The organism is Dietzia sp. CH92 (assembly GCF_032248695.1).
Classification (GTDB): domain Bacteria; phylum Actinomycetota; class Actinomycetes; order Mycobacteriales; family Mycobacteriaceae; genus Dietzia.
The window spans coordinates 97,416-119,734 of record NZ_JAVHXC010000001.1; the positions used below are offsets into that span (position 1 = coordinate 97,416).

Below are 22,319 nucleotides of genomic sequence, written 5' to 3' on the forward strand. Positions count from 1 at the left end.
GGTCTTTGTACACGTCACCCGCCGACGTAGCGGGCCAGGTACTCGCCGGTGAGCGTCGAGGCGTCGGCGACGAGGTCGGCCGGGGTGCCCTCGAACACCACTCGGCCGCCGTCGTGCCCCGCGCCGGGGCCCATGTCGATGATCCGGTCCGCGTGGGCCATCACCGCCTGGTGGTGCTCGATCACGATCACCGACTTGCCCGCGTCGACGAGTCGGTCGAGCATGCCGAGCAGGTTCCGCACGTCCGCGAGGTGCAGGCCGGTCGTGGGCTCGTCCAGCACGTAGACGTCGGCCTTGTCCGCCATCTGGGCGGCCAGCTTGAGCCGCTGCCGTTCGCCACCCGATAGGGTGGTGAGCGGTTGGCCCAGACGGACGTACCCGAGCCCCACGTCGCGCAGGCGGAGCAGGATCCTGTGCGCGGCCGGGATGCGCGCCTCACCCGCCGAGAAGAACTCCTCCGCCTCCGCCACGGACATGGCGAGGACCTCGCCGATGTTGCGTTCCCCCAGTCGGTACTCGAGGACCTCCGCCTGGAACCGGCGGCCCTCGCAGTCGTCGCACGTCGTGGCGACCCCCGCCATCATCCCGAGGTCGGTGTAGATCACCCCCGCGCCCTTACAGGTGGGGCACGCGCCCTCCGAGTTGGGGCTGAACAGGGCGGGCTTGACACCGTTGGCCTTGGCGAACGCCTTGCGGATGGGCTCGAGCAGGCCGGTGTAGGTGGCGGGATTGCTACGCCGCGACCCGCGGATCGCCGACTGGTCGATCGCCACCACCCCGTCACGCGGGGAGACCGATCCGTGGATGAGCGAGCTCTTGCCCGAGCCCGCGACGCCCGTCACCACGCACAGCACCCCGAGCGGGATGTCCACGTCCACGCCGCGCACGTTGTTCGCGTTCGCCCCGCGGACCTCGATCCACCCGGTGGGCTCGCGGACCGAGTCCTTGAGCGAGGCGCGGTCGTCGAGGTGACGGCCGGTGACGGTGGCGCTGCGCCGCAGCCCGTCGACCGAGCCCTCGAAGCAGATCGTCCCGCCCTCGGAACCGGCGCCGGGACCGAGGTCCACGACGTGGTCGGCGATCGCGATCGTCTCGGGCTTGTGTTCGACGACGAGCACGGTGTTGCCCTTGTCCCGCAGTCGCAGGAGCAGACCGTTCATCCGGTCGATGTCGTGCGGGTGCAGGCCGATGGACGGTTCGTCGAACACGTAGGTCACGTCCGTGAGCGCGGAACCGAGGTGGCGGATCATCTTGACCCGCTGGGACTCGCCGCCGGACAACGTCCCCGCGGGCCTGTCGAGCGACAGGTAGCCCAGGCCGATCTCGACGAACGAGTCCAGCGTGTGCTGGAGAGACCCCAGCAGCGGGGCCACGGACGGCTCGTCGAGCCCGCGCAGCCACTCGGCGAGATCGGTGATCTGCAGGGCGGAGACATCGGCGATGTTGTACTCACCGATCCGGGAGGACCGGGCGCCCTCGTTGAGCCGCGTTCCGTCGCAGTCCGGGCACGTCGTGAACACCACGGCCCGCTCGACGAACGCCCGGATGTGCGGCTGCATCGCCTCCACGTCCTTGGACAGCATCGACTTCTGGATCTTGGGGATCAGGCCCTCGAAGGTGACGTTGATGCCGTCGGCCTTGACCTTGACCGGCTCCTTGCGCAGGAGATCGTCCATCTCGCGCGCGGTGAACTCCCCCACCGGCTTGTCCATGTCGAAGAACCCCGACCCGGAGTAGATGCGGCCGTACCAGCCGTCCATCGAGTACCCGGGAACGGTGATGGCCCCCTCCGCCAGGGACTTCGAGCGGTCCACCAGCGCGTCGACGTCGAAGTCCGACACGGAACCCCGGCCCTCACAGCGCACACACATCCCGCCGGTGATGGTGAACTCGGCCTTCTGCCGCGTCCCGTCCGCCTTCTTCAGGGTCCCCACCCCGGACGCCGACGCCACGTTGAACGAGTACGCCTTGGGACCACCGATGTGTGGCCGCGCCAGCCGGCTGAACAGGATCCGCAGCATCGCCCCCGTGTCGGTCGCGGTGCCCACCGTCGACCGCGGGTCCGACCCCATCCGCTCCTGGTCCACCACGATCGCGGTGGTCAACCCCTCCAGGACGTCGACGTCCGGCCGCGCCAGCGTCGGCATGAAGCCCTGCACGAACGCGCTGTACGTCTCGTTGATCATCCGCTGCGACTCCGCCGCGATGGTCGCGAACACCAGCGAGCTCTTGCCGGAGCCGGACACCCCGGTGAAGACGGTCAGCCGCCGCTTCGGCAACTCCACGTCGACCGAGCGGAGAGTGTTCTCCCGCGCGCCGAGGACGCGGATGATGTCGTGCGTGTCTGCGGTGTGGGTGCTCATCGCGGGTCTCCTCGGCCGGTTCTCTCCGGGTGCCACGCTAGACCGCGGGCGCGCGGCGGGGAGGGATTCAGCCGCGGTCCTGGTTCAACATCGCGACGGCGTGCAGTTCGGCGAAGCGCTGGAACTCGTCGTCGTCCCACCCCTCGCGGCCGGTCGCCGCCGCCCACCCGTCGAGGATCTGATGATCGTAGAGGTGGCCGTAACCCTGCGATCCCCCGATCGCGTTGCCCAGGTCCGCCGTCACCTGGAAGAACGTCAGGACCGGCATGTAGAACATTCCCGGATGGCGCCCCTTGCCGGGCGGCTCGGCCAGCCACGCGGGGCGGTCGAACAGCAGGTCCGGCGTCCACCACACCACCGGGTCGGTCGCGTGCTGGACGTACAGCACGTGCGGCGGGATCCACGGGCTGTCGTCGTCGCGTAGCTCGGCCGGGTCCTCCGAGAAGCGCACCAGCAGACCGTCGGCGTACACGGGCTCGGTCACCGGGGTGCCGGGGTCCCGCCGCTCGACCAGCGAGTGCCAGATGCGGTTGGAGTTGGGCGGGCCCATCCACAGCACCCCGTCGACGGTCGCGCGGATGTCGCGGATGCCCGAGAACGCCGCCTCGCCGGCCTGGGTGCCCAGGCTCTCGCCGTAGACGTAGAGCGCGGGCCGCGGCAGGCCCGGGGGCAGGGTGTCACGCCACTCCACCACCGCCTCCACGAGCGCGCGACCGGCGGCCTCGGCCTTCTCGCGGTCGGCGAGGAACGAGATCCAGCTGGGCAGGAAGGAGTACTGCGTGCCCACCGTCGCGACGTCCCCGGCGGAGAGCAGCTCGATCGCCTGCGCGGCGTGCGGGTTGATCCACCCGGTGCCGGTGGTCGGCACGATCACGACGGACTCCCGCTCCCAGGCCCGGGTCCGGTCGAGTTCGGCCACCACGAGGTCGGAGCGCTCCTCGTCCGTGGGCGCGGACTCCAGGCCGGCGTAGGCGCGGATCGGTTCGCGCGCCTCCCGCCCGAGCAGTTCGCTCAGCGTCCGGCCGCTGACCCCGCCGCTGACGAACCGCCGGCCCTGCAGTCCCAGGTCCTCGAAGTCCACGACCGAGCCCGGGCCGCCGGACTTCTCGGGCTCGGTCGGGGGTCGCGCGTCGGGGAGGTCCTCGTTGTTCTGCGCGCTGAAGATCTGGTTGGCGGCCTCGAAGAACAGGCGCGGCACCACGCCCTGGACGACGCCCAGCAGCAGTGCGGCCGCCACCACGACCCCCGCGAGCCGGGCGGTGTACTCCCCGATCCCGAACCGGCGACGCACCACGCGGACGAACGCCCGGTACGCCACCCGCAGGCCGCGGGCGGCGATGAGCAGGGCGACGAACAGGCCCAGCGCCACCCACGGGATCCGCATGTAGTCCGCCCACGGCGGGCGGGGTGACTCGACCAGATCGGAGACCTGGTCCTGCCACCGGATCGCCGTGGCCGTGGCCGTGACGAGGTAGACGACGAGGACGTACGGCGCGGACAGGCGCGCGAACGCCAGCAGCCGGTCCCCCAGCGCGCTGACGTCGGGGTGCAGGGTGATGCGGGGTGCGACGACGCGCCGCCACAGGGTCCGCAGCGCCACACCGACGCCGTACCCGACCAGCATCGACACGCCCGTGACGATGCCCTGGTAGTGCCAGGCGCGCGGCAGCAGCGAGGGCATGAGCGAGACCCACGCCGCGAGCGCGGCGACGACGAGTCCCGTGACGGACGGCCGCCACCGGTCCCACCACGTCCGCAGGACTTCGCCGAGGGCCCTCACCTCAGCCGCTCGGCCCGGCGCGCGGCGGCGACGAGGTCCTCCGCCATGCGCTCGAGCTCGGCGGGGTCCTCTCCCTCGGCGATCGCCGTCTGCAGGTCCTCGCACGCGCACCGCAGCTGGAACATGCGGTCCATGAGGTCACCCGACTCGGCCTCGGACAACACGACGGTGCCCTCGGGCAGGTCCTGCATCCGCAGCGACCGACGCTGCTCGTAGGCGCGCTGGCGGCAGGAACGCCGGCAGTAGCGGCGGCGTCGCCCGGTGCCGCCCTCGTCCACGGGACGACCGCACCACGCGCAGGAGGCCTCGCCCCGTCGCGGGGCGGGGTGCTCGGCCCGGACGTCGGTTTCCACGGCTCACAGGGTACCCAGCTCGCCCCCGGGGTGGCTCGCCGTGCCCGGACGTGGGAACATTTGGGGGTTCCTCTGGCGTTGATACGAGCAGGAACCACGCAGCGTCGTGTCGATCCCGCAGTGATCCGACCGCAGCGCGGTAAGTGACCGCAGTGCGTCGACGCAGACGAACACGGCAGAAGGAGTCCGCATGGCAGATCGAGTCCTCAGGGGCAGCCGCCTCGGAGCGGTGAGCTACGAGACCGACCGGGACCACGACCTCGCGCCCCGTCGCATGGCCCGGTACCAGACGCCGAACGGTGAGGTCTACGAGGTGCCGTTCGCCGATGATGCCGAGATCCCCGGCACCTGGATGTGCAAGAACGGCCAGGAGGGCCAGCTCATCGACGGCCCCGCCGTCGAGGTGAAGAAGGGCAAGCCGCCGCGTACCCACTGGGACATGCTGCTCGAGCGGCGTTCCCTGGAGGAGCTCGAGGAGCTTCTCAAGGAGCGGATGGACCTGCTCAAGAAGCGGCGCCGCGCCGGCGCTCGCTGAGTCCCCGGGTGGCGTGAACGCCCCGGTCCCCTTCTCGTGGAGGGGGCCGGGGCGTTCGTCGTCGAAAAAGGGGGTGCCGCTCAGCGCCCGAGGAGTGCCCGCAGCTGCGCGCGGCGCTTCTCCCAGCCCCACCGGGCCACGTTGACGGCGGCCTCGCGGAAGATCGACTCACTCATCTTGGACTGGCCCACCGTGCGCTCGGTGAACGTGATGGGCACCTCGACCACGCGGCGCCCGTTGTTCAGCAGTCGCCAGGTCATGTCGATCTGGAAGCAGTAGCCCTTGGACTCGATGGTGTCCAGGTCGAGTTCGGCCAGGGCGTCGGCGCGGTAGGCGCGGTAGCCGGCCGTGATGTCCCTGATGCCGACCCCCAGCATGATGCGGGAGTAGATGTTGCCGCCGCGGGAGATGACGTGGCGCTGCCACGGCCAGTTGACCACGGAGCCGCCGGCGACGTAGCGGGAGCCGATCGCCAGGTCGGCGCCACCGTCGACGGCCTCGAGCATGGCGGGCAGGCGCTCGGGCGGGTGGCTGCCGTCGGCGTCCATCTCCACCAGCACGGTGTGGCCGCGCTCGAGTCCCCAGCGGAACCCGGCGATGTAGGCGGCGCCGAGGCCCTGCTTGCCGGTGCGGTGCAGGACGGAGATGCGGCCGCGGGGGTCGTCCGCGGCGAGCCGGTCGGCGACCTCGCCGGTGCCGTCGGGGCTGTTGTCGTCGGCGATGAGGACCGACACCTCGGGCGCGGCGGCGAGCAGGCGCTCCACGACGCCGGGCAGGTTGTCCCGTTCGTCGTAGGTGGGGATGATCACCAGCGTGCGCGCGGACGGCACGCGACCGCCCGGCGTCGTCGGTTCGGTCACTTACGTCTCCTCGTGTCGGGTCACGGGCCGTCGGCGGGTGGACAGCAGCGCCCAGGCCAGTGCGACGAGCCCGACGAGACAGCTCACCGCCTGCGGGATGCCGCCCAGTCGGGTTGCCACTGTACCGGCCCCGCCGACCTCGACCTGAGCCGCCAGCACTCCGGGCTCGAAGATGCCGGTCTCCTGCCGGACGTGCCCGTCGGGGCCGATGACGGCGCTGACGCCGCTGGTCGCGGCGATGAGGACGGGCACGTTGTGTTCCACGGCCCGCACCCGGGACATGGCCAGCTGTTGGTAGGTCATGGGCGAGCGGCCGAACGTGGCGTTGTTGGTGGGGACGGTGAGGATCTGGGCCCCGCGCGCGACGGGTTCGCGCGCCGCGGCGTCGAAGGCGATCTCGAAGCAGATCGCCACCCCCAGGTCGACGCCGTTCGCGGTGACCAGCCCGTCGCCGTCGCCGGGGATGAAGTGCCCGGCGGTCTGCGCGATGGGGAACACCGCCTCAAACAGTCCGCGCAGCGGCAGCCACTCGCCGAAGGGTTGGATGTACCGCTTGTCGTGGCGGTCGGCGACCGGCTCGTCGGGCGGGGCGTCGGTGTCCGCGGCGGGGCGGGCGCCGGGGCGGGAGTCCCACACGAGGTAGGAGTTGTGGGCCTCGAGTCCCCGGCCGGTCGGCAGGACGGTGCCCACGAGGATCGGCGCGTCGAGGCGGCGGGACAGGGCGCTGATCTGGGCGCCGGCGAGGCGGTCGTCGAGCGGCGAGATGTCCGAGGCGTTCTCGGGCCACAGCACGAGGTCCGGGCGGGCGTGGGTGCCGGACTCGACGTCGTCGGCGTACGCGGCGGTGACCTCGAGGTGGTTCTCGAGGACCGCGCGGCGCTGGGCGTTGAAGTCGAGGCCGAGGCGCGGGACGTTGCCCTGGATCACCGCGACCTCGACCGTGTCGGTGGCCTCACGGGTCGGGGTGAGGGCGGCGCCGGCGACCAGGCCCAGCGCGACGAGCGGGACGGCCAGGAGTGCGACGGTCGCGCGGACCGGGCGCCGGCCGGTGGCGGCGTCGCGGCGCGAGAGGAGCATCAGCGCCACGCCGAGGGCGGCACCGAGTGCGGAGAGGACGAACCCGATCAGCGGGGTGCCGCCGAGGGAGGCCAACGGCAGCAGGGGGCCGTCGGCCTGGCCGAACGCGAGCCGCCCCCAGGGGAAGCCGCCCCAGGGCCAGGACGAGCGGATCCACTCCCACAGCGACCACCAGCCGGCCACCCCGAGCACCGCCCCGACCGCGCGGGGGCCGGGGCGCCGGTCGGGGGCGAGCCCCGCGCGGAGGATGACCACGGCGCCGGCGCCGAACGCGGCGAGGTACAGGGCCTCGACCAGCGACAGGCCCCAGGAGGCGTACGCGCCGACGTACATGCCGACCCACGGGACGAGCAGCAGGAAGAAGCCCAGGCCGGAGACGAGGCCGAGGAGGGCGCCGGTGCGCGCCCGGGGTGGGTGGTCGCCGGAGGGGGCGAGGACGACGACGAGGAGGGCGATCGCGAGCAGCGCGGTCCACCACAGACCGTACGGGGGGAACGAGGCGGCCAGGAGCGCACCGGAGGCGGCCGCGAAGGCCAGCCTGGTCATGAGGGGCATCAGGCCGCGGGGCCGGCGGGCAGACCGTCCACCACCAGTGCCCGGAGGACGGGGTCCGGGCCGGTGAGGTCGGGCATGGGCGGCACCCCGGACCGCGGGTCGGTGGACCAGCGCTGGACAGCGTCGTCGGCGGCGACCACGGCCAGCTCGCCCGTCTCCCAGCGCGCGAAGGTGGCCGGGGCGCCCGGCGTGAGGGTGCCGACCGCGCCGTCGCGGGCCCCGGCGGCGCGGCGGGCGCCCCGGGTGGTGGCGGTGAACGCGGCACGCGGGGACAGTCCGCGACCGCCCTCGACCGAGGTGAGCGCCCGCAGGGCGTCCCACGGCCGGACCTCGTCGCCGACGCGGGTGGACGCCGCGAGCGCGACGCCGGAGGCGGCGAGGCGCACGAGGTCGGTGCCCGTGAGGTCGTCGACGAGCGGACGCAGGAGGATCACCGTGCCGACGGCGGCCAGGGCGGCGAGGGTGCCGTCGTCCGGGGCCCCGGCCCCGCCGGTCACCCCGCCGACGAGGACGGGGGTGCACCGGGCGACCGCGGGTCCGCCGAGTTCGTCGGCCAGGCGGGTGAGGTCCGCGGCGAATCGCGCGGGGTCGGTGCGGGGTCCGACCACGACCCGCTCGCCGGCCCGCACCGTCGCCTCGAGGGCGGAGGGGTCGTGGGCCCCGTCCGGCTCACCGGCCGCACCGGGGTGGGTGGCCGGCGGCAGCGCCGCGGGGACCACTCCGCGGGCCGCGGCGGCGCCGAGGTCGAGCCCGTCGGGCAGGCACTCGACGAATGCCGGCGCCACCCAGTCGCCCGCCAGGTCGACCCGCTCGGCGTCCGGGAACAAGGCCGGGCCGGGGGCGTCGGAGCCCGCCCAGACGACGAGTCCGTTCTCGTGGGCCAGAGCGGTGGCGTCTCGGGAGGCGGGCGTGAGGACGCGGCCCCCGGTGGCCAGGAATGCGGTCATGTGTCCGATTATCCCCGAGCGCGCCGAACGGCCCGGCCGGCCCACCCCCCGTGCCGGCGCCGGCGCCCGGCGGGCACCCGGGTCCCCCGGCGGCCGATACTGTGGTCGGCGATGAACGACTCCGCCGCCGACCAGCGTCCCGCCCCCCGCGGCGTCTCCGCGACCGCCGACGGCGACCGCGCCCGCCTGCACTTCCCCGGCGGTCGCCTGCGCCCCGGCGACTGGAACGCCCTGGCGGCGCTCGCGGCCGACCACGGTGGCGCCGTCCACACCGTCGACCGCGGCGGGCTCGAACTGCGTGGTGACGCCCCCGCACTCGCCCGGCTGTGGGACGACCCGGTGGTGACCGGCCTCGTCGCCGCCGGCGGGCCGCGGCGCCTGCCCGTCGTGCTCGCCTCGCCGCTGGCCGGTCTGACGGACGGTCGTCACGATCTCGCGGACCTGCCCGACCAGCTCTCCGCCGCCCTGGCCGGACACTCCGGCATCGACGCCCTCGCCGGGCGGTTCCTCCTGGGACTGGACGACGGGTCGGGCGACGTCCTCGCGCACTCCCCCGACCTGGCCGCCGTCGTCGACGGCACCGACGGCAGCGCGCGGGTCCACGTCGCCGGCCGGAAGATCGCCGTCCGGGTCGCCGTGGAGCACGCGGCGATCGTCCTGTCGGACGTGGCCGCGCACCTCGCCCGTTCCGCGGGCGCCGCCGACCTGCGGGTCCCCGGGGAGGCGCACGACCTCGTCGTCGTCGCCCTCGACTCCCATCCCCTCACCACCACGGTGACGCGGGACGCCGGCACCCCGACCATCGCGCCCACTACGCCCGTAGATGTGCCGACGGTGGGGTGGGTCGACACCACCGACGGGCTCGTCAGCCTGCTGGCGGTGGTCGCCGAGGGCGTCATCCCCGCGCGGCTCGCGGAGTTCCTCGGCGCAGTCGAGCGACCGAGCACCGTCTCGGCCGACGGCGTGATCGGCCTGCACGGTCTCACCGAGGCGATGGCCGAGCAGGTCGTGCGGGTCCTCGCCCCGATGGGCATGATCTTCGACGCCGCCTCGCCCTGGGCGCCCCGCTCAGCGTGACCCGAACCGCGCGACCAACCAGCGCGCGGCCTCGTCCACGGAGTGCACCGTCTCCGGTGCCGGCGGCGCCTCCGGCCGGTCGACCATCACCACCGGGATCCGCAGATCGCGCGCGGCCGCCAGCTTCGCGGACGAACTCTCGCCGCCGCTGTCGCGGGTGACCAGCACGTCGATCCGGTGCCGGGCCATCAGCGTCCGCTCGGCGTCCTCACCGAACGGACCGCGGCCCAGCACCAGCAGATACCGGTGCGGCAGCGGGCCGGGCGGCGGCTCCGAGCAGCGGATGAGATACGAACCGCGGTCGTCCCCGGCGAACTCGGACGCGCCGTGCTTGCCGACGGTGAGCATGGGGCGACGGAACCGGCCGGCCACCACCCGCGCGGCGGCCCGGGCGTCCGGTACCCGGATCCACTCGTCGCCGGGCCCCTCGGTCCACGGCGGGCGGTGCAGCCGCAGCAGCGGGGTGCCCGTCTCCGCCGCGGCCCGGACGGCGTCGGCCGAGATCTCGGCGGCGAACGGGTCGGTCGCGTCGATCAGCGCGCCCACCGCGTTCTCCCGCAGCCAGTGCGCCAGCCCCTCGGCCCCGCCGAAGTCGCCGATGCGCACCTCTCCGCGGGGCAGGCGGGGCCGCGTGACCTTCCCCGCGAGCGCCGTGACCACGTCCAACCCCGCCGTCACCAGGAGATCGGCCAACCGGCGCGCCTCCCCGGTCCCGCCCAGCACGAGGATGAGGCCGGGATCGCCACCGGGCCCGGCCGACGGGGGTGCCGCCTGTGCCTGTGCCGGGGTGTCGACGGTGGTGGGCGTGGCCGGTGCGGCCGGTGCGGCGCCCGCGACGGGGATCCCCGGCACGAGCTCCCAGTCGACCTCCGCGGCGTCGAGCGCCCGCGTGTGCGCGGCCAGATCCGGATGCTGCCCCGGATCGCCGGGATAGAGCCTCACGACCCGGTCGCCGCGGGCCAGCGCCTCGCGGACGTGGCCGGCCGCGTCTTCCGGCGAGAGCTCGGAGGTGTCGACGACCCGCGCCGCCGGCGGGACCAACGACAGCGCAGCCCCTGCGTCCGGGGCGCTCAGACACGTGCCGCTGAGCGCGATCAGCCGGGACGCGCGGACCGTGAGCAGATCGACCGGGCCGGGGCCCGTGCCCACGAGATGAACTGCCGCCGGGTCCGGGCCCGGCCGTGGCGGAGCGCTCACCGCGGCATCCGCCTCCACACGGGCTGCGGCACCAACCGCGCCACCGCGAACATCACCCGGAGTTGCCACGGGATCCACACGACCCCGGCCCGCCGCGCGAGCACCCGGCCGACCACCGCGTCCGCCACCTGGTCCGGCGTGGAGGAGAACGGCGCGGGGTCCATGCCCTGCGTCATCCGGCCGATGACGAACCCGGGGCGCGGGATGACCAGGGTCACGCCCGTGCCGTGCAGAGCGTCCGCCATCCCGGACGCGAAACCGTCCAGTCCCGCCTTGGCGGACCCGTAGACGTAGTTCGCGCGGCGGACCCGCTGGCCCGCCACCGACGAGAACGCCACCAGCACCCCGCGGCGGCGCGGCTTCATCCGCTCGGCCAGCACCGTGAGCAGCGCGGCCTGCGCCACGAAGTCGGTGTGCAGGATCCGCGCCGCGGCCCGCGGGTCGCGCTCGGCCAGCTCCTGGTCGCCGAGGATCCCGAACGCCAGCACCGCGATGTCGATCGGCCCCACGCGGGACTCGATCCGGTCGACGACGCCCGCGTGCGCGTCGAGATCGTCCGCGTCGAAGTCCACCAACTCCACGGCCGTCGCTCCGGCCTCGACGAGCGGCGCCTCGAGTGCGGAGACGTCGCCCCCGGGTCGGCTGGCCAGCACGACGGTCCGACCGGGCGCGAGGCGGTGGGCGACGGCCAGACCGATCTCGCTGCGGCCGCCGAAGACCACCACGACCTCTCCCCCGGGCGCGGACCGGGACGACGGGGATGCAGGTGTGGGCATGTGCCCAGTCTCCCACGCACGCCTCCGCGGGCCGCGCCGAGTCGCTGTGGCAGGCTCAGCGGTATGGCGCATTCCCTGGCGGACCTCTCCGACGAGGCGCACCGGTTCCTGTCCGAGTACCACCTCGGATCGCTCACCACGCTCCGGCGCGACGGCTCCCCGCACGTGGTGGCCGTGGGGTTCACGGTCGACGTCGAGGGTGGGCTGGCACGCGTGATCACCCGGCGCGGTTCGCAGAAGGCCCGCAATGCCGCCCGGGGCGGACGCGCCGCCGTCTCCCACGTCGATCGTGGCCGGTGGCTGACGTTCGAGGGCACCGCGCGGCTGCTCGAGGATCCGGCGTCCGTCCGCGAGGGCGAGCGTCGTTATGCCCTGCGCTATCGCGAGCCCTCGCCGAACCCCGAGCGGGTCGTGGTGGCGATCGAGGTCGACCGGGTCCTCGGTTCGGCACAGATGTTCCGCGACGCCTGAACCTCGGGTGTCGCGCAGCCCCCTCGCGCTCGGGCCGCGGGTGAGGGGGCGGCGCGCTCGGGCTGGGCGCACCCGGTCCGCGCGCGCTCGGGCAGCGCGCGCTCGGGCAGCGCGCGCTCGGGCAGCGCGCGCTCGGGCAGCGCTCGCTCGGGCTGAATGCGACGGGGCGGCGCGGCCTGGGAATTCAGCCGCCCCCGACCACGTAGCCGCCCCTGGGCATACAGCCGCTCCTCAACATGGCGTCTCGCGCTCACCGCGGGGCGGGCGAGACGCCATGTTCGGGAGCGGCTGCGGATGAGGCGTGCATCGGCAGGAGCGAGACGCCAGGGCCGGGGGCGGCTGTGCGGGAGAACGCTGGCAGGTCCGGGGGCGAGACGCCATGTTCGGGGGCGGCTGTGGATGAGGCGTGCATCGGCGGGAGCGAGACGCCAGGGCCAGGGGCGGCTGCGCCGGGAGGGCGGGCTGATGAGCGCCCGCGACGCGGTCAGAGCACCCGCAGGCCGCGCTCGCCGGTGTTGAGGTCGCGGCGGCCGTCGGCGGTCACCGCGACGATGTCCTCCAGCCGCGCACCCCACCGCCCGGCCCGGTAGATGCCCGGCTCCACCGAGAACGTCATCCCCTCCTCCAGCACGGTGTCGGCGCCCGGCGCGACGAACGGCGGCTCGTGTAGCCCCAGTCCGATCCCGTGGCCCGTGCGGTGGATGAACAACTCACCCAGGCCGGCGGCCGAGAGATGCTCGCGGGCGGCGGCGTCGACCTCGCCGATCGCGATCCCCGGCCGCACGGCCTCGCGGGCCAGCCGCTGCGCCTCCTGCAGCACCGCGTACTCCTCGGCCACCTCGGGGGCGGGCTCGCCCATCGAGTAGGTCCGCGTGCAGTCCGAGTGGTACCCGCTGGTCAGCGGGCCGCCGATGTCCACCACGACGATGTCGCCGGACTCGATCAGCCGGTCCGACACCCCGTGGTGCGGGTCCGCACCGTGAGGGCCCGACCCCACGATGACGAACTCCGCGTGGGTGAGCCCCTCCGCCTCGATCGCCGCCGTGATGAGCTCGCCCACCTGCTCCTCGCTCCGGCCCACCCGCAGGAACTCCCCCATGCGGGCGTGCACGGCGTCGATACGGCGGGCCGCCTCGGCGAGCTGCTCCACCTCGTCCGGGGTCTTCACGGCGCGGACGTGGTCGATCACCTCCGAGGCGAGGACCACCTCGCCGTCGACCCCGTCGCGGAGCGGCACCAGGTGCAGGGCCGGCAGGGCGGTCGACACCGCGACCCGCCCCGCGATCCTGCCCGCCACGAGCGGCACCGGGTCGGTCCCGTCGGACCACGGGTGGATGGTCGCGCCCACCCGCTCGGCGGCGCGGCGGACGACGTCGGTGAGTTCCAGTGACGGCAGCACCAGCAGCGGCTCCCCTCCGGCGACCGGCACGACCAGCGCCGTCAGCCGCTCGTGCGAGTCCATGCGCTCACCCGTGAGGTAGGACATGTCCTCGCCGGAGTACACCACCACGTGGTCGATCCCCAGGGCGGCGGCGCGCTCACGGACGGCGGCCAGTCGACGGGAATGCAGGTGCGGGTCGGGAGTGGTCATGTCCTCCACCCTAGGCGCGCCGCGCGGGCGGCCGCGGGAGACTAGCCTGACGGTCGACCGTCGTTCCCGCCCCGGGACCGACACGACCCACCACCCCCGAAGGAGGCGCGGTGTCCCAGGGCCCGCTCATGGTTCTCGACAGCGCCGGCCTGTGGTTCCGCGCGTTCCACTCTGTCCCCGAGAAGATCACGGGCCCCGACGGCGCCCCGACCAACGCGGTGCGCGGGTTCTGCGACATGGTGGCCGTGCTTGTGGAGGAGTACTCCCCCACCGGGTTGATCGCCGCCCTGGACCGCGAATGGCGCCCCGACTGGCGGGTGAAGTTGCTGCCGTCCTACAAGGCCCACCGGGTGGGTGACGACGGCGAGGAGGACGCCCCCGAATCCCTGGGGTCGCAGGTCGGGGCGATCCGCGCGGTCCTCGGCGCGGCGGGCCTCACCCAGGCCTGGGCGGATGCCGCGGAGGCCGATGACGTGCTGGCCGCGCTGGCCGCCCGTGACCGGGAGGTGTTGGTCGTCACCGGCGATCGCGACCTGTTCCAGCTGGCCTCGGCGACCACCACCGTGGTGTACGTGGGGGCCGGGATGAAGAAGCGGCTCGCGTACACCCCGCAGGTCGTGGCGGAGCGTTTCGACCTCCCCGCCGGGGCGGACGCGCGGGTCTACGCGGATTACGCGGTGCTCGTCGGGGACGCCTCCGACGGGCTGCCGGGGGTCGCGGGGATCGGCGCGAAGACCGCCGCCGCGCTCCTGCGCGAGTACGGGGACCTGGACGGGATCATCGCCGCGGCCGGCGACCCCGGGTCGGGGCTGAGTGCCCGTCAGCGTAAGGCGATCACGGAGGGCGCCGACTACCTCACCGCCGCGCGAGGGGTGGTCCGGCTCGGCGGGCGGGCGTTCGACGTGCAGTTCGAGGGCGATGTCGACGGCCGCCGCGGGCCCGTGGACGCGGGCTGGATCGAGTCGCTCGGTGAGTCGACGGGCCAGCAGCGCGCGATCGATCGGCTCGTGGCGGCGACGGCGGTACTCGACCAGGTCTGAGCCGCTCCCGGGCGGGCGCGGGTCAGGCCATGTGGTCCAGGACGACGCCGCGGCGCAGCGACCCGACCGCCGAGCGGGCGGTCCGGGCGAGATCTGGCTCGGCGACCTGTCCGACCTGGGCCAACACGTCCACCACGAGGCGGGCGGACCGCACGAAGTCGCCGGCGGTGAGCTCGACGCCCTCCTGCCACGACGCGGCCAGGATCGAGGCGAGCGCGCCGCCGGAGACCCAGTGGTGAAGCACGGGTGCGAGCCCGGCGTCCAGGTCTGGTGTCGTGGGCAGCCGGTGTGCTCGCTCCACCTCGGCCACGTCGCCGGCCACCCGTTCGGTGTCCGCCAGCGCGGTTCGCAGTACCTCGTCGGAGGGCTCGCGGACCGCCGAGTCGGTGCGCGGGTGCGCGACGATCGTGGCGATCACCGCGGCCAGCCCGGCCGCGTCGAGTCCCCGCCAGACGCCGCGGCGCAGGCACTCGGCGACGAACAGGTCCTGTTCGGTGTGGACCCCGGCGAGCAGGTGGCCCGCATCGGTGGCCCGCAGGACACCGTCGACCTTCTCCAGGTAGCCGAGGTGGCGCAGCAGGTCCACGATCCGCCGGAAGCGCCGGGCGAGCGAGTCCGCGTCCGCGTCGACCTCCGCGGTGAGGGCGGCGACGTCCGCGTCGGCGCGGGCCCACCGATCGTGCAGGCGGGCGAGGGTGTCGATCCGCGGATCGTCGTGCAGCGGGTGCTGACGCAGCGCCCGGCGGGCCGCCGCGATCCGCGGGTCCTTGCGAACCGGCTTGCCCCCGACGTTCTTCATGCGGCCCTTGGCCTTGCCGCGCAGGTGTTCCATGCGCTGCACCAGCGCGCGCTTGGCCCGGCCGTCGAGCTTGCGGCGCCCCTTGGGCAGGTCGACCCGGCCCACCGGGACGGGCGGTGCGGCGAAGTCGTGCTGGCGCAGCCACCCGGTCCACCCGGTGTCGGTGAGGCAGAGCAGCGCGGGGTCCGAGGGGATGTCGGTCCGGACCTGCAGGACGGTCGCGACCATCCCGAACCGCTTGCGGCCCACGGTGATGACCGAGCCGGCGGTCTGCTTGAGCATGGCCGCCCGCACGGAGTCGAGCCGGTCGTCGCGCGTGGCCTTCTCCGCCCTGCGCTCGAGCCGGCTCAGTTCGGCGCGCAGACCCATGTACTGGTCGAGGTCGGCGTCTCCCCCGGCGTCCTCGAGCGAGGCGCGCATCCTGTCGCGCTCGTCGGAACGACGCTCGATCGCCCGGGACCGCGACACCAGCGTGCGGTCGGTCTGGAACTGGGCGAAGGACCGGCCGATGAGGGTGGTTGCCTCCTCCACGCCGAGTTGCTCGACGAGGTTGACGGCCATCGAGTAATCGGGTGTGAACGCGCTGAGCAGCGGGAAGCGGGGCGTGTCGACGAGCGCGGCCAGGGCGTCCAGGTCGAGGTCGGGCTGGTCCAGCACCACCGCCGTGCCCTTGGTGTCGATGCCGCGTCGGCCGGCCCGCCCGGTGATCTGGGAGTACTCGGCGGCGGTGAGCATCATGTGCGTGTCGCCGTTGAACTTGGTCGTCTTCTCCAGCACCACGGCGCGCGCCGGCATGTGGATGCCCAGCGCCAGGGTCTCGGTGGCGAACACGACCTTGATGAGCCCGGCGGAGAAGAGCTCCTCGACGATCGTGCGGAACAGCGGGAGCATTCCCGCGTGGTGGGCGGCGAGTCCGTTGACGAGGCCGGCGCGGAAGGCGGCGAAGTCGAGCGCGTCGAGATCGGGCTGCGGTACCTGTGCGACCGCGGCGTCGACGTGCGAGGCGATGCGCCGGGCCTCCTCGCCGGTCGTCAGGCGCAGCCTCGCGCGGCGCATCTGGGCGACGGCGCCGTCGCAACCCGCCCGGGAGAAGACGAAGTAGATCGCGGGCAGGAGCCGCTCGTCGTCGAGCCGTTCGATGACGTCCTGGCGGCGCGCCCACTGCGCGCGGGGGCGGGCGGCCACACGCTCGTCGTGGTAACCGGACCGCACCCGGCGGCGCTGGTCGGCCGCGGCGCGGACGGGGACGAGGTCGCCGTCGGTGTACAGCATGTGGGCCAGGGGTACCGGCCGGTGTTCGGACAGGACGACGGCCGTGTCGCCGCGGATCTCGGTGATCCAGTCGCCGAGCTCGTCGGTGTTGCTCAGCGTCGCGGACAGCCCGACCAGTCGCACGGCGGGGTCGAGGGTGAGGATGATCTCCTCCCAGACCACGCCTCGCGAGCGGTCGCCGAGGTAGTGGATCTCGTCCATCACGACGCAGTCGAGATCGTGCAGCGCCGACGAGGCGCCGTAGATCATGTTGCGCAGCACCTCGGTGGTCATCACCACGACGGGCGCGTCGGCGTCGATCGAGTGGTCGCCGGTGAGCAGGCCCACGTTCTCGGGGCCGAAGCGCTGCCGGAACTGCCGGAACTTCTGGTTGCTCAGCGCCTTGACGGGGGTCGTGTAGAAGCAACGCCCGCCTCCGGCGAGGGCACGGTAGGCGGCGTACTCGCCGACCAGGGTCTTGCCCGAGCCGGTCGGCGCGGACACGAGCAGGTTGCGCCCGGCGTCCAGGGCGGCGAACGCCTCGAGTTGGAAGGGGTCGGGCGCGAAGCCCTCGCCGGAGAGGAAGCCCTCCAGCAGATCGTCGGGTCGGGTCTCGTCAGGTGATGTCGTCATAGATCGAGCCGCCACCGGCCGGGGCCTGCAGCGGGCGGGTGTCACCCGGCGCGCGGGTGCCGGTGACGTCTGCTCCGGGGCCCGGGGTGCGGGTACTTGAGGTGCGGGCGCCCGCGGCGTCGGCGGAGGTGGGTGTGAGGGGGGCTGGTCGTTCGAGTGGGCCGGAGCCCCCGAGGCCGCCGGCGGGGGCGAGCGGCGAGGCGGATTCGTCGTCCACCTCGAGCCAGTCCTCGCGGGACCTCTTCCTGCGCTTGTCGTGGAGGCGGGCGAACTGGATGGCCGCCTCCACGAGGATGCACACCGCCACGGCCAACGCGAGCATGGAGAACGGGTCCTGGCCGGGTGAGGCGACCGCGGCGAAGACGAAGATGCCCATGATGATGCCGCGACGCGACCGCGCGAGCGTCTCGTAGCTCACGACACCCGCCACGTTGAGCATGGCGATGAGCAGCGGGATCTCGAAGCTGACCCCGAAGATGAGGATGAGCTGGATGAGGAACGTGAAGTACTGCGTGCCGGACAGGGCCGTGGTCTGGACGTTGTCGCCGATCGAGAGCAGGAACTCCAACGCGTGGACGATCACGACGTACGCGAGGACCGCGCCCCCGATGAAGAGCACCGCGGCCAGGATGGTGAAGACGATCCCGTACCGCTTCTCGTTCTTGTGCAGGCCGGGCGTGATGAACGCCCACAGCTGGTAGAGCCAGACCGGGCTGGCGAGCACGATGCCGGCGGTGGCGGCGACCTTGAGGCGGAGCATGAACTGCTCGAACGGGCCGGTCGCGAGCAGGCGGCATTCGTCGCCGTTGTCACCCAGCTGGAGCCGGGCCCCGGGCGGGATGTCGCAGTACGGGCCGGTGAGGATGCCGCCGAGCGAGGGTACGCCCAGGAACCCGGTGCCGTACCACCAGAAGCCGAAGCCGAGGGTGACCACGATCGCCGCCGACGCGATGAGCAGGCGGGTCCGCAGTTCGTAGATGTGCTCGATGAGCGGCATCGTGCCGTCGGGGTTGCGCGGCCTGCGGCGTCGCCGGGACAGCAGGCGACCGGCGCCGCCCTGGCGGGTGGCGCCGGTGTCCGTGGTGCCGGTCTGTGTCATGGACGAGGCGGCCTACTGCCCCTGCTGGCCCTGGCCGCCCTGGTACGGGGCGGTGGGGTCGCTGAACTGCTGACCCTGGGGCGGGGTCGGCTGCTGGTAGGGCTGCTGCGGCGCCTGCGGGTAACCCTGGGCCGGGGGCTGGCCCTGACCCTGGTACTGCTGGCCCTGCGCGGGGTACTGCTGCCCCTGCGCCTGGTACTGCTGCGGGGCCTGCGGCTGGTACTGCTGGGCCTGCGGCTGCGCGTACTGCGCGGCGTTCGGCTGACCCTGGGTGAGAGCCTGCGGTTCCTGCTCCTCGGCCGGCTTGTCGTCGTTCTGCATCTCCTTGATCTCGGACTTGAAGATGCGCATCGACCGCCCGAGGCCGCGGGCGGCGTCCGGGAGCTTCTTCGAACCGAACAGCAGGAGCACCACCGCGAGGACGATGAGCCAGTGCCAGATGCTCAACGCACCCATGTCAACCTCCGTTTGTCGGACAACACATTCATGCTAACGCACCGACGCCGTCCCGCGTCGGCGGGCGCACCCGCTGAACACACGGTGACCAGCGGGTTCACCGCCAGTTCACGCCCCGGCCGTCGAGTCTTCGCCCACGGTGTACACGGCGAGGCCGTCGGCGGCCCGTCGGGCGACCTCGGCCGCGAGCCCGGGGTCGACGGGCCGGACGACGTCGGCGTGGCCCAGCAGGAAGCGCAGGAGCCACTGGCGGTCGTGGTAGGCGATCTCGACGTCCAGATCGCCGTCCGGGCGGCGGACCACCGAGTGGAACCGGAACTCGTCGAGGAACCACGCCGCGGCGGCCGGGACACGGGCGGCCTCGAGGCGGAGGTCGCCCTCGCCGTCGTCCTGCGGCTCGGGCCCCAGCGCGCGGCGCGGTCCCACCGCCTCGACTCCGCTCATGCGGTCGGTGCGGAAGGTCCGCCACTGACCGGAGGAGCGGTCCACGCCGTGGAGGTAGGAGTGGCCGTCGGCGACGGACAGTCGCGCCGGGTCCACGACGCGTGTGGTGGAGGTGTCGGAGCTGGCCGAGTGGTAGACGAAGCGCAGGGCGAGGCCGCCGTGCACGGCGGTCCGCACCACGTCGGCGTCGGTGTCCGCCCGGACCCGCCTGGCGTCGTCGGCGGTGGCGCGGGCCTCGCTCCCGGTGGCCGTCCGCAGGGTCGCGAGCAGGTCACGCAACGCGCCCTGGTCGATCACCTCGGGCTGGTCCAGGAACACGGCCAGACCGGTCTCGAGGGTCACCGCCTCCGCGGCCGTGAGGCGGACGGGGCGGTCGATGCCCGCGGTGAAGGTGACCTCCACCATCTCGGCGTCGTCCAGGTCCTCGGAGGAGAACGCCAGGTCGATGAGGTCGCCGGGGCCGTAGCCGGGTAGACCGCAGGACCACAGCTGCCACAGGGCGTCGCGCAGTTGCTTCTCGCCCATGCCGAGGTCGCGGGCGGCGTCGGCGACGGGCACGGGCCCGCGCGTGTGGAAGTACGGGACCACGCTGAGCAGCGTCGCGAGCGGGACGGTGCGGGCGCTCATCGGGCGGCCTCCTCGGCGGCGGTGAGGATCGACACGACGCGCACCCGCAGTTCCGCGGGACGCAGGGCGACGGCGTCGGCGCCCTGGGCGGCCACCAGCGCGGACAGTTCGCCCAGCGGCGCCGCGAGCTCGAGGTCGGTGCCCGGGCGCCCGAAGCGCCGGGCCGGCGTGGCGGACCGGGCCATGGCGCGCAGTTCGGCCGCGCGACCGTCCGCCGCCCAGACCGTGGCCTCGAGCAGCGGGTTGAGCCGGGAGACGGCGTCGTCGAGGAGCGCCAGGACCTGCTCGGTGGGCGGCACGGCGGCGGTGCGGGCGGCGCGGCCGACGCGGACGTCGGAGATGCGGACGAGCCGGAAGGTGCGGGGTTCGCCGCGGTCGAGGTCGTGGCCGACGAGGTACCAGTGGCCGTGGCGCGAGCCGGTCCACCACGGTTCGACCCGCCGGGTGGTGGGGTCGGTCGCGCCGGCGGCCGTGTGCGAGAAGGTGATGGAGGTGCCCCCGGCGATCGCCTCGGCGACGAGGGCGGCGGTGGCCAGCTCGGTGGGGTCGGCCACGGAGACGGTGGCCCCGGCGTCGTGGACGGGGTCGATCCCGGCGGCCGTGAGCTTGGCCAGCGCGCCTCCGGCGTGGGCGGCGCGCTCCCCCTCGCGCCACACCTCCGCGGCGACGGCGAGGACGCCGGCCTGCTCGGGGGTGAGGGTGATCTCCGGCAGTTCGTAGCCGTGGGTGGGGATCCGGTACCCGGCCGGCGAGCCGGGGGCGAGCGACGGTCCCTGCTCCAGGGGGACGCCGACGTCGCGCAGTTCCCGCTTGTCCCGCTCGAACATCCGCAGGAAGGCGTTCTCGGATTCGCAGTCGTCGTATCCCTGGACCATCCTGCGGATCTCCTCGGCCGACAGGAAGGCGTTGGTCGACCGCAGGCAGATCACGAGGTTGACCAGTCGTTGCGACTTCGAGGTGGACACGTCAGGGAACGCTATCGTCCGAGCGCGGCGATGAGATCGTCGACACGCGGGTCGACCTCGGCGAACGGGTCGGTCAGCGCGACGGTGGGCAGGGTGCCGTCGGAGACCTTGAGGTGGACCCAGTCCACGGTGAAGTCCCGTCCGGCCCCGCGGGCGGCGGTGATGAACCGGCCGCGCAGCGCGGCGCGGGTGGTCTCGGGGGCCGTGCCGCGGGCCCGCTCGACCGCGGCGTCGTCGACCACGCGCGAGACCATCCCCCGGCGTTCGAGGACGGAGTGCAGGCCGCGCCCGGGCCGGATGTCGTGGTAGGTGAGGTCGAGCTGCGCGAGACGCGGGTGGTCGAGGTCGACGCCGGTGCGGTCCTGCACCTGCCGGATGAGCCGGAGCTTGGCGGCCCAGTCGACGTCGGCGGCGATCGCGTCGTGGTCCCCGGACTCGACGGCGTCGAGGATGCGCTCCCACAGCGCCACGCAGTACTCGACGTCGGGCCGGTCGTCGCGTTCCCAGCCGCCGGCGTCCAGGTAACGGTGGACCGTGGCGAGGAACTCGCGCTGGATCTCGAGCGCGGACATGGTGCTGCCGTCGGTCATCGCGACGGGCCGGGTGCCGGTGAGGTCGCGGCTGATCTCGCGGATCGCCCGGACGGGGTGGGCGACGGCCATCGGCCGCAGGGCGGTCCCGGCCTCGATCGCCTCCAGGACGAGCCGGGTGCTGGCCACCTTGAGCAGGGTCGTGGTCTCGATCATGTTGGAGTCGCCCACGATCACGTGCATGCGCCGGAAGCGCGTGGAGTCGGCGTGGGGCTCGTCGCGGGTGTTGATGAGCGGGCGCGAGCGGGTGGTCGCGGAGGACACGCCGTCCCACATGTGCTCGGCGCGTTGGGAGAAGCAGTACACCGGCTCGGCGGACTCCCCCAGGCCCACGCCGGCGGGGGTGCCGGGCAGGATCTTGCCGGCGCCGCAGATGAGCTGCCGGCTGACCAGGAACGGCAGGAGCGTGTCGGCGATGCTGCGGACCTGGGTGCTGCGGTCGAGCAGGTAGTTCTCGTGGCAGCCGTAGGAGTTGCCCACGGAGTCGGTGTTGTTCTTGAACAGGTAGACGCGGGCGTCGATGCCCTCGGCGGCGAGGGACTCCTCCGCGGCGAGGGCGAGGTCGTCGACGATCCGCTCCCCCGCCCTGTCGTGGGCCACGATCTGCCGGAGCCCGTCGCATTCGGCGGTGGCGTACTCCGGGTGGGACCCCACGTCGAGGTAGAGGCGCGCGCCGTTGTCGAGGAAGACGTTGGAACTGCGCCACCGCTCGACGACGGGGCGGAACAGGTAGCGCGCGATCTCGTCGGCGCCGAGCGAGCGGGCGCCCTCACCGGAGACGCTGGTGATCCCGAACTCGGTCTCGATACCGACGATGCGACGGATCATGGGCC

General features: G+C 73.6%; 19 protein-coding genes. 4 read left to right on the forward strand and 15 right to left on the reverse strand.

Annotated features, from left to right (window positions below):
• Positions 1-14 precede the first annotated feature (14 nt).
• From RWK90_RS00505 to RWK90_RS00515, 3 genes are all read right to left on the reverse strand, one after another.
• Complete coding sequence (locus RWK90_RS00505) at positions 15-2,363, reverse strand: excinuclease ABC subunit UvrA (protein ID WP_314033632.1); 2,349 nt, start codon at positions 2,361-2,363, stop codon at positions 15-17.
• Between the two features lie 67 nt (positions 2,364-2,430).
• Complete coding sequence (locus tag RWK90_RS00510; RefSeq protein ID WP_314033633.1) at positions 2,431-4,143, reverse strand: alpha/beta-hydrolase family protein; 1,713 nt, start codon at positions 4,141-4,143, stop codon at positions 2,431-2,433.
• Positions 4,140-4,496, reverse strand: a complete 357-nt coding sequence (locus RWK90_RS00515; protein ID WP_314033635.1) for a hypothetical protein — start codon at positions 4,494-4,496, stop codon at positions 4,140-4,142. Before RWK90_RS00515 ends, RWK90_RS00510 begins: the two co-directional genes overlap by 4 nt.
• Before the next feature lie 190 nt (positions 4,497-4,686).
• Between RWK90_RS00515 and RWK90_RS00520 the strand changes: the two genes are divergently transcribed.
• Positions 4,687-5,031 (forward strand): RNA polymerase-binding protein RbpA, encoded by a 345-nt coding sequence (locus RWK90_RS00520; protein WP_007633930.1) that lies wholly within the window; start codon positions 4,687-4,689, stop codon positions 5,029-5,031.
• Positions 5,032-5,111: 80 nt separating this feature from the next.
• Here RWK90_RS00520 and RWK90_RS00525 read toward each other — a convergent pair whose 3' ends face one another.
• Genes RWK90_RS00525 through RWK90_RS00535 form a run of 3 tightly spaced genes read right to left on the reverse strand, consistent with a single transcriptional unit; the run spans position 5,112 to position 8,470 of the window.
• Entirely contained in the window at positions 5,112-5,891 is a 780-nt protein-coding gene (locus RWK90_RS00525; RefSeq protein ID WP_314033639.1) for a polyprenol monophosphomannose synthase, read from the reverse strand.
• Positions 5,892-7,514, reverse strand: coding sequence for an apolipoprotein N-acyltransferase (gene lnt, locus RWK90_RS00530; protein WP_314033641.1), 1,623 nt, complete (start codon positions 7,512-7,514; stop codon positions 5,892-5,894). It lies immediately after the preceding gene.
• A gap of 8 nt (positions 7,515-7,522) precedes the next feature.
• Positions 7,523-8,470, reverse strand: coding sequence for an amidohydrolase (locus RWK90_RS00535; RefSeq protein ID WP_314033642.1), 948 nt, complete (start codon positions 8,468-8,470; stop codon positions 7,523-7,525).
• A gap of 111 nt (positions 8,471-8,581) precedes the next feature.
• On the opposite strand from RWK90_RS00535, the gene RWK90_RS00540 reads away from it, so the two are divergent.
• Positions 8,582-9,547, forward strand: a complete 966-nt coding sequence (locus tag RWK90_RS00540) for a precorrin-3B synthase (protein ID WP_314033644.1) — start codon at positions 8,582-8,584, stop codon at positions 9,545-9,547.
• Here the strand turns inward: RWK90_RS00540 and RWK90_RS00545 are convergent.
• Together RWK90_RS00545 and RWK90_RS00550 are read right to left on the reverse strand one after the other, a co-directional pair.
• Positions 9,539-10,744 carry a cobalt-precorrin-6A reductase gene (locus tag RWK90_RS00545; protein ID WP_314033646.1) on the reverse strand — a complete coding sequence of 402 codons (1,206 nt, stop codon included), beginning with the start codon at positions 10,742-10,744 and terminating at the stop codon, positions 9,539-9,541. The genes RWK90_RS00540 and RWK90_RS00545 overlap by 9 nt on opposite strands.
• Complete coding sequence (locus RWK90_RS00550; RefSeq protein ID WP_314033648.1) at positions 10,741-11,520, reverse strand: SDR family NAD(P)-dependent oxidoreductase; 780 nt, start codon at positions 11,518-11,520, stop codon at positions 10,741-10,743. Before RWK90_RS00550 ends, RWK90_RS00545 begins: the two co-directional genes overlap by 4 nt.
• Before the next feature lie 63 nt (positions 11,521-11,583).
• On the opposite strand from RWK90_RS00550, the gene RWK90_RS00555 reads away from it, so the two are divergent.
• Positions 11,584-11,991: a PPOX class F420-dependent oxidoreductase gene (locus RWK90_RS00555; RefSeq protein ID WP_314033651.1), complete on the forward strand. Its 408-nt coding sequence runs from the start codon at positions 11,584-11,586 to the stop codon at positions 11,989-11,991.
• Positions 11,992-12,475: 484 nt separating this feature from the next.
• Here the strand turns inward: RWK90_RS00555 and RWK90_RS00560 are convergent, their stop codons facing one another.
• Positions 12,476-13,582: a Xaa-Pro peptidase family protein gene (locus RWK90_RS00560; protein ID WP_314033653.1), complete on the reverse strand. Its 1,107-nt coding sequence runs from the start codon at positions 13,580-13,582 to the stop codon at positions 12,476-12,478.
• Between the two features lie 110 nt (positions 13,583-13,692).
• Here RWK90_RS00560 and RWK90_RS00565 point away from each other — a divergent pair, with 110 nt between their 5' ends.
• Positions 13,693-14,622 carry a 5'-3' exonuclease H3TH domain-containing protein gene (locus tag RWK90_RS00565; RefSeq protein ID WP_314033655.1) on the forward strand — a complete coding sequence of 310 codons (930 nt, stop codon included), beginning with the start codon at positions 13,693-13,695 and terminating at the stop codon, positions 14,620-14,622.
• 22 nt (positions 14,623-14,644) lie between these two features.
• Here RWK90_RS00565 and RWK90_RS00570 read toward each other — a convergent pair whose 3' ends face one another.
• The 6 genes from RWK90_RS00570 to pafA all read right to left on the reverse strand — a co-directional run bounded on the left by RWK90_RS00570 (position 14,645) and on the right by pafA (position 22,314).
• Positions 14,645-17,305, reverse strand: a complete 2,661-nt coding sequence (locus RWK90_RS00570) for a DEAD/DEAH box helicase (RefSeq protein WP_314033657.1) — start codon at positions 17,303-17,305, stop codon at positions 14,645-14,647.
• Positions 17,289-18,302 (reverse strand): twin-arginine translocase subunit TatC, encoded by a 1,014-nt coding sequence (tatC, locus tag RWK90_RS00575; RefSeq protein WP_314034704.1) that lies wholly within the window; start codon positions 18,300-18,302, stop codon positions 17,289-17,291. The genes RWK90_RS00570 and tatC overlap by 17 nt, the downstream gene beginning before the upstream one ends.
• Before the next feature lie 114 nt (positions 18,303-18,416).
• Positions 18,417-18,860 (reverse strand): Sec-independent protein translocase subunit TatA, encoded by a 444-nt coding sequence (gene tatA, locus RWK90_RS00580; RefSeq protein ID WP_314033659.1) that lies wholly within the window; start codon positions 18,858-18,860, stop codon positions 18,417-18,419.
• A 108-nt stretch (positions 18,861-18,968) separates the two neighbouring features.
• Positions 18,969-19,931, reverse strand: coding sequence for a WYL domain-containing protein (locus RWK90_RS00585; RefSeq protein WP_314033661.1), 963 nt, complete (start codon positions 19,929-19,931; stop codon positions 18,969-18,971).
• On the reverse strand, positions 19,928-20,896 hold the full coding sequence (locus RWK90_RS00590; RefSeq protein ID WP_314033664.1) for a WYL domain-containing protein: 969 nt from the start codon (positions 20,894-20,896) through the stop codon (positions 19,928-19,930). Before RWK90_RS00590 ends, RWK90_RS00585 begins: the two co-directional genes overlap by 4 nt.
• 11 nt (positions 20,897-20,907) lie before the next feature.
• Positions 20,908-22,314 (reverse strand): Pup--protein ligase, encoded by a 1,407-nt coding sequence (pafA, locus tag RWK90_RS00595; RefSeq protein ID WP_314033665.1) that lies wholly within the window; start codon positions 22,312-22,314, stop codon positions 20,908-20,910.
• Positions 22,315-22,319 lie beyond the last annotated feature (5 nt).

Excerpts from the sequence above, each read along its gene's own strand:
- tatC (WP_314034704.1), bottom strand. The coding sequence starts at position 18,302 with ATGCCGCTCATCGAGCACATCTACGAACTGCGGACCCGCCTGCTCATC.
- RWK90_RS00505 (WP_314033632.1), bottom strand. The coding sequence starts at position 2,363 with ATGAGCACCCACACCGCAGACACGCACGACATCATCCGCGTCCTCGGC.
- RWK90_RS00585 (WP_314033661.1), bottom strand. The coding sequence starts at position 19,931 with ATGAGCGCCCGCACCGTCCCGCTCGCGACGCTGCTCAGCGTGGTCCCG.
- tatA (WP_314033659.1), bottom strand. The coding sequence starts at position 18,860 with ATGGGTGCGTTGAGCATCTGGCACTGGCTCATCGTCCTCGCGGTGGTG.
- RWK90_RS00560 (WP_314033653.1), bottom strand. The coding sequence starts at position 13,582 with ATGACCACTCCCGACCCGCACCTGCATTCCCGTCGACTGGCCGCCGTC.
- pafA (WP_314033665.1), bottom strand. The coding sequence starts at position 22,314 with ATGATCCGTCGCATCGTCGGTATCGAGACCGAGTTCGGGATCACCAGC.
- RWK90_RS00570 (WP_314033657.1), bottom strand. The coding sequence starts at position 17,305 with ATGACGACATCACCTGACGAGACCCGACCCGACGATCTGCTGGAGGGC.
- RWK90_RS00550 (WP_314033648.1), bottom strand. The coding sequence starts at position 11,520 with ATGCCCACACCTGCATCCCCGTCGTCCCGGTCCGCGCCCGGGGGAGAG.
- RWK90_RS00520 (WP_007633930.1), top strand. The coding sequence starts at position 4,687 with ATGGCAGATCGAGTCCTCAGGGGCAGCCGCCTCGGAGCGGTGAGCTAC.
- lnt (WP_314033641.1), bottom strand. The coding sequence starts at position 7,514 with ATGACCAGGCTGGCCTTCGCGGCCGCCTCCGGTGCGCTCCTGGCCGCC.
- RWK90_RS00535 (WP_314033642.1), bottom strand. The coding sequence starts at position 8,470 with ATGACCGCATTCCTGGCCACCGGGGGCCGCGTCCTCACGCCCGCCTCC.
- RWK90_RS00540 (WP_314033644.1), top strand. The coding sequence starts at position 8,582 with ATGAACGACTCCGCCGCCGACCAGCGTCCCGCCCCCCGCGGCGTCTCC.
- RWK90_RS00555 (WP_314033651.1), top strand. The coding sequence starts at position 11,584 with ATGGCGCATTCCCTGGCGGACCTCTCCGACGAGGCGCACCGGTTCCTG.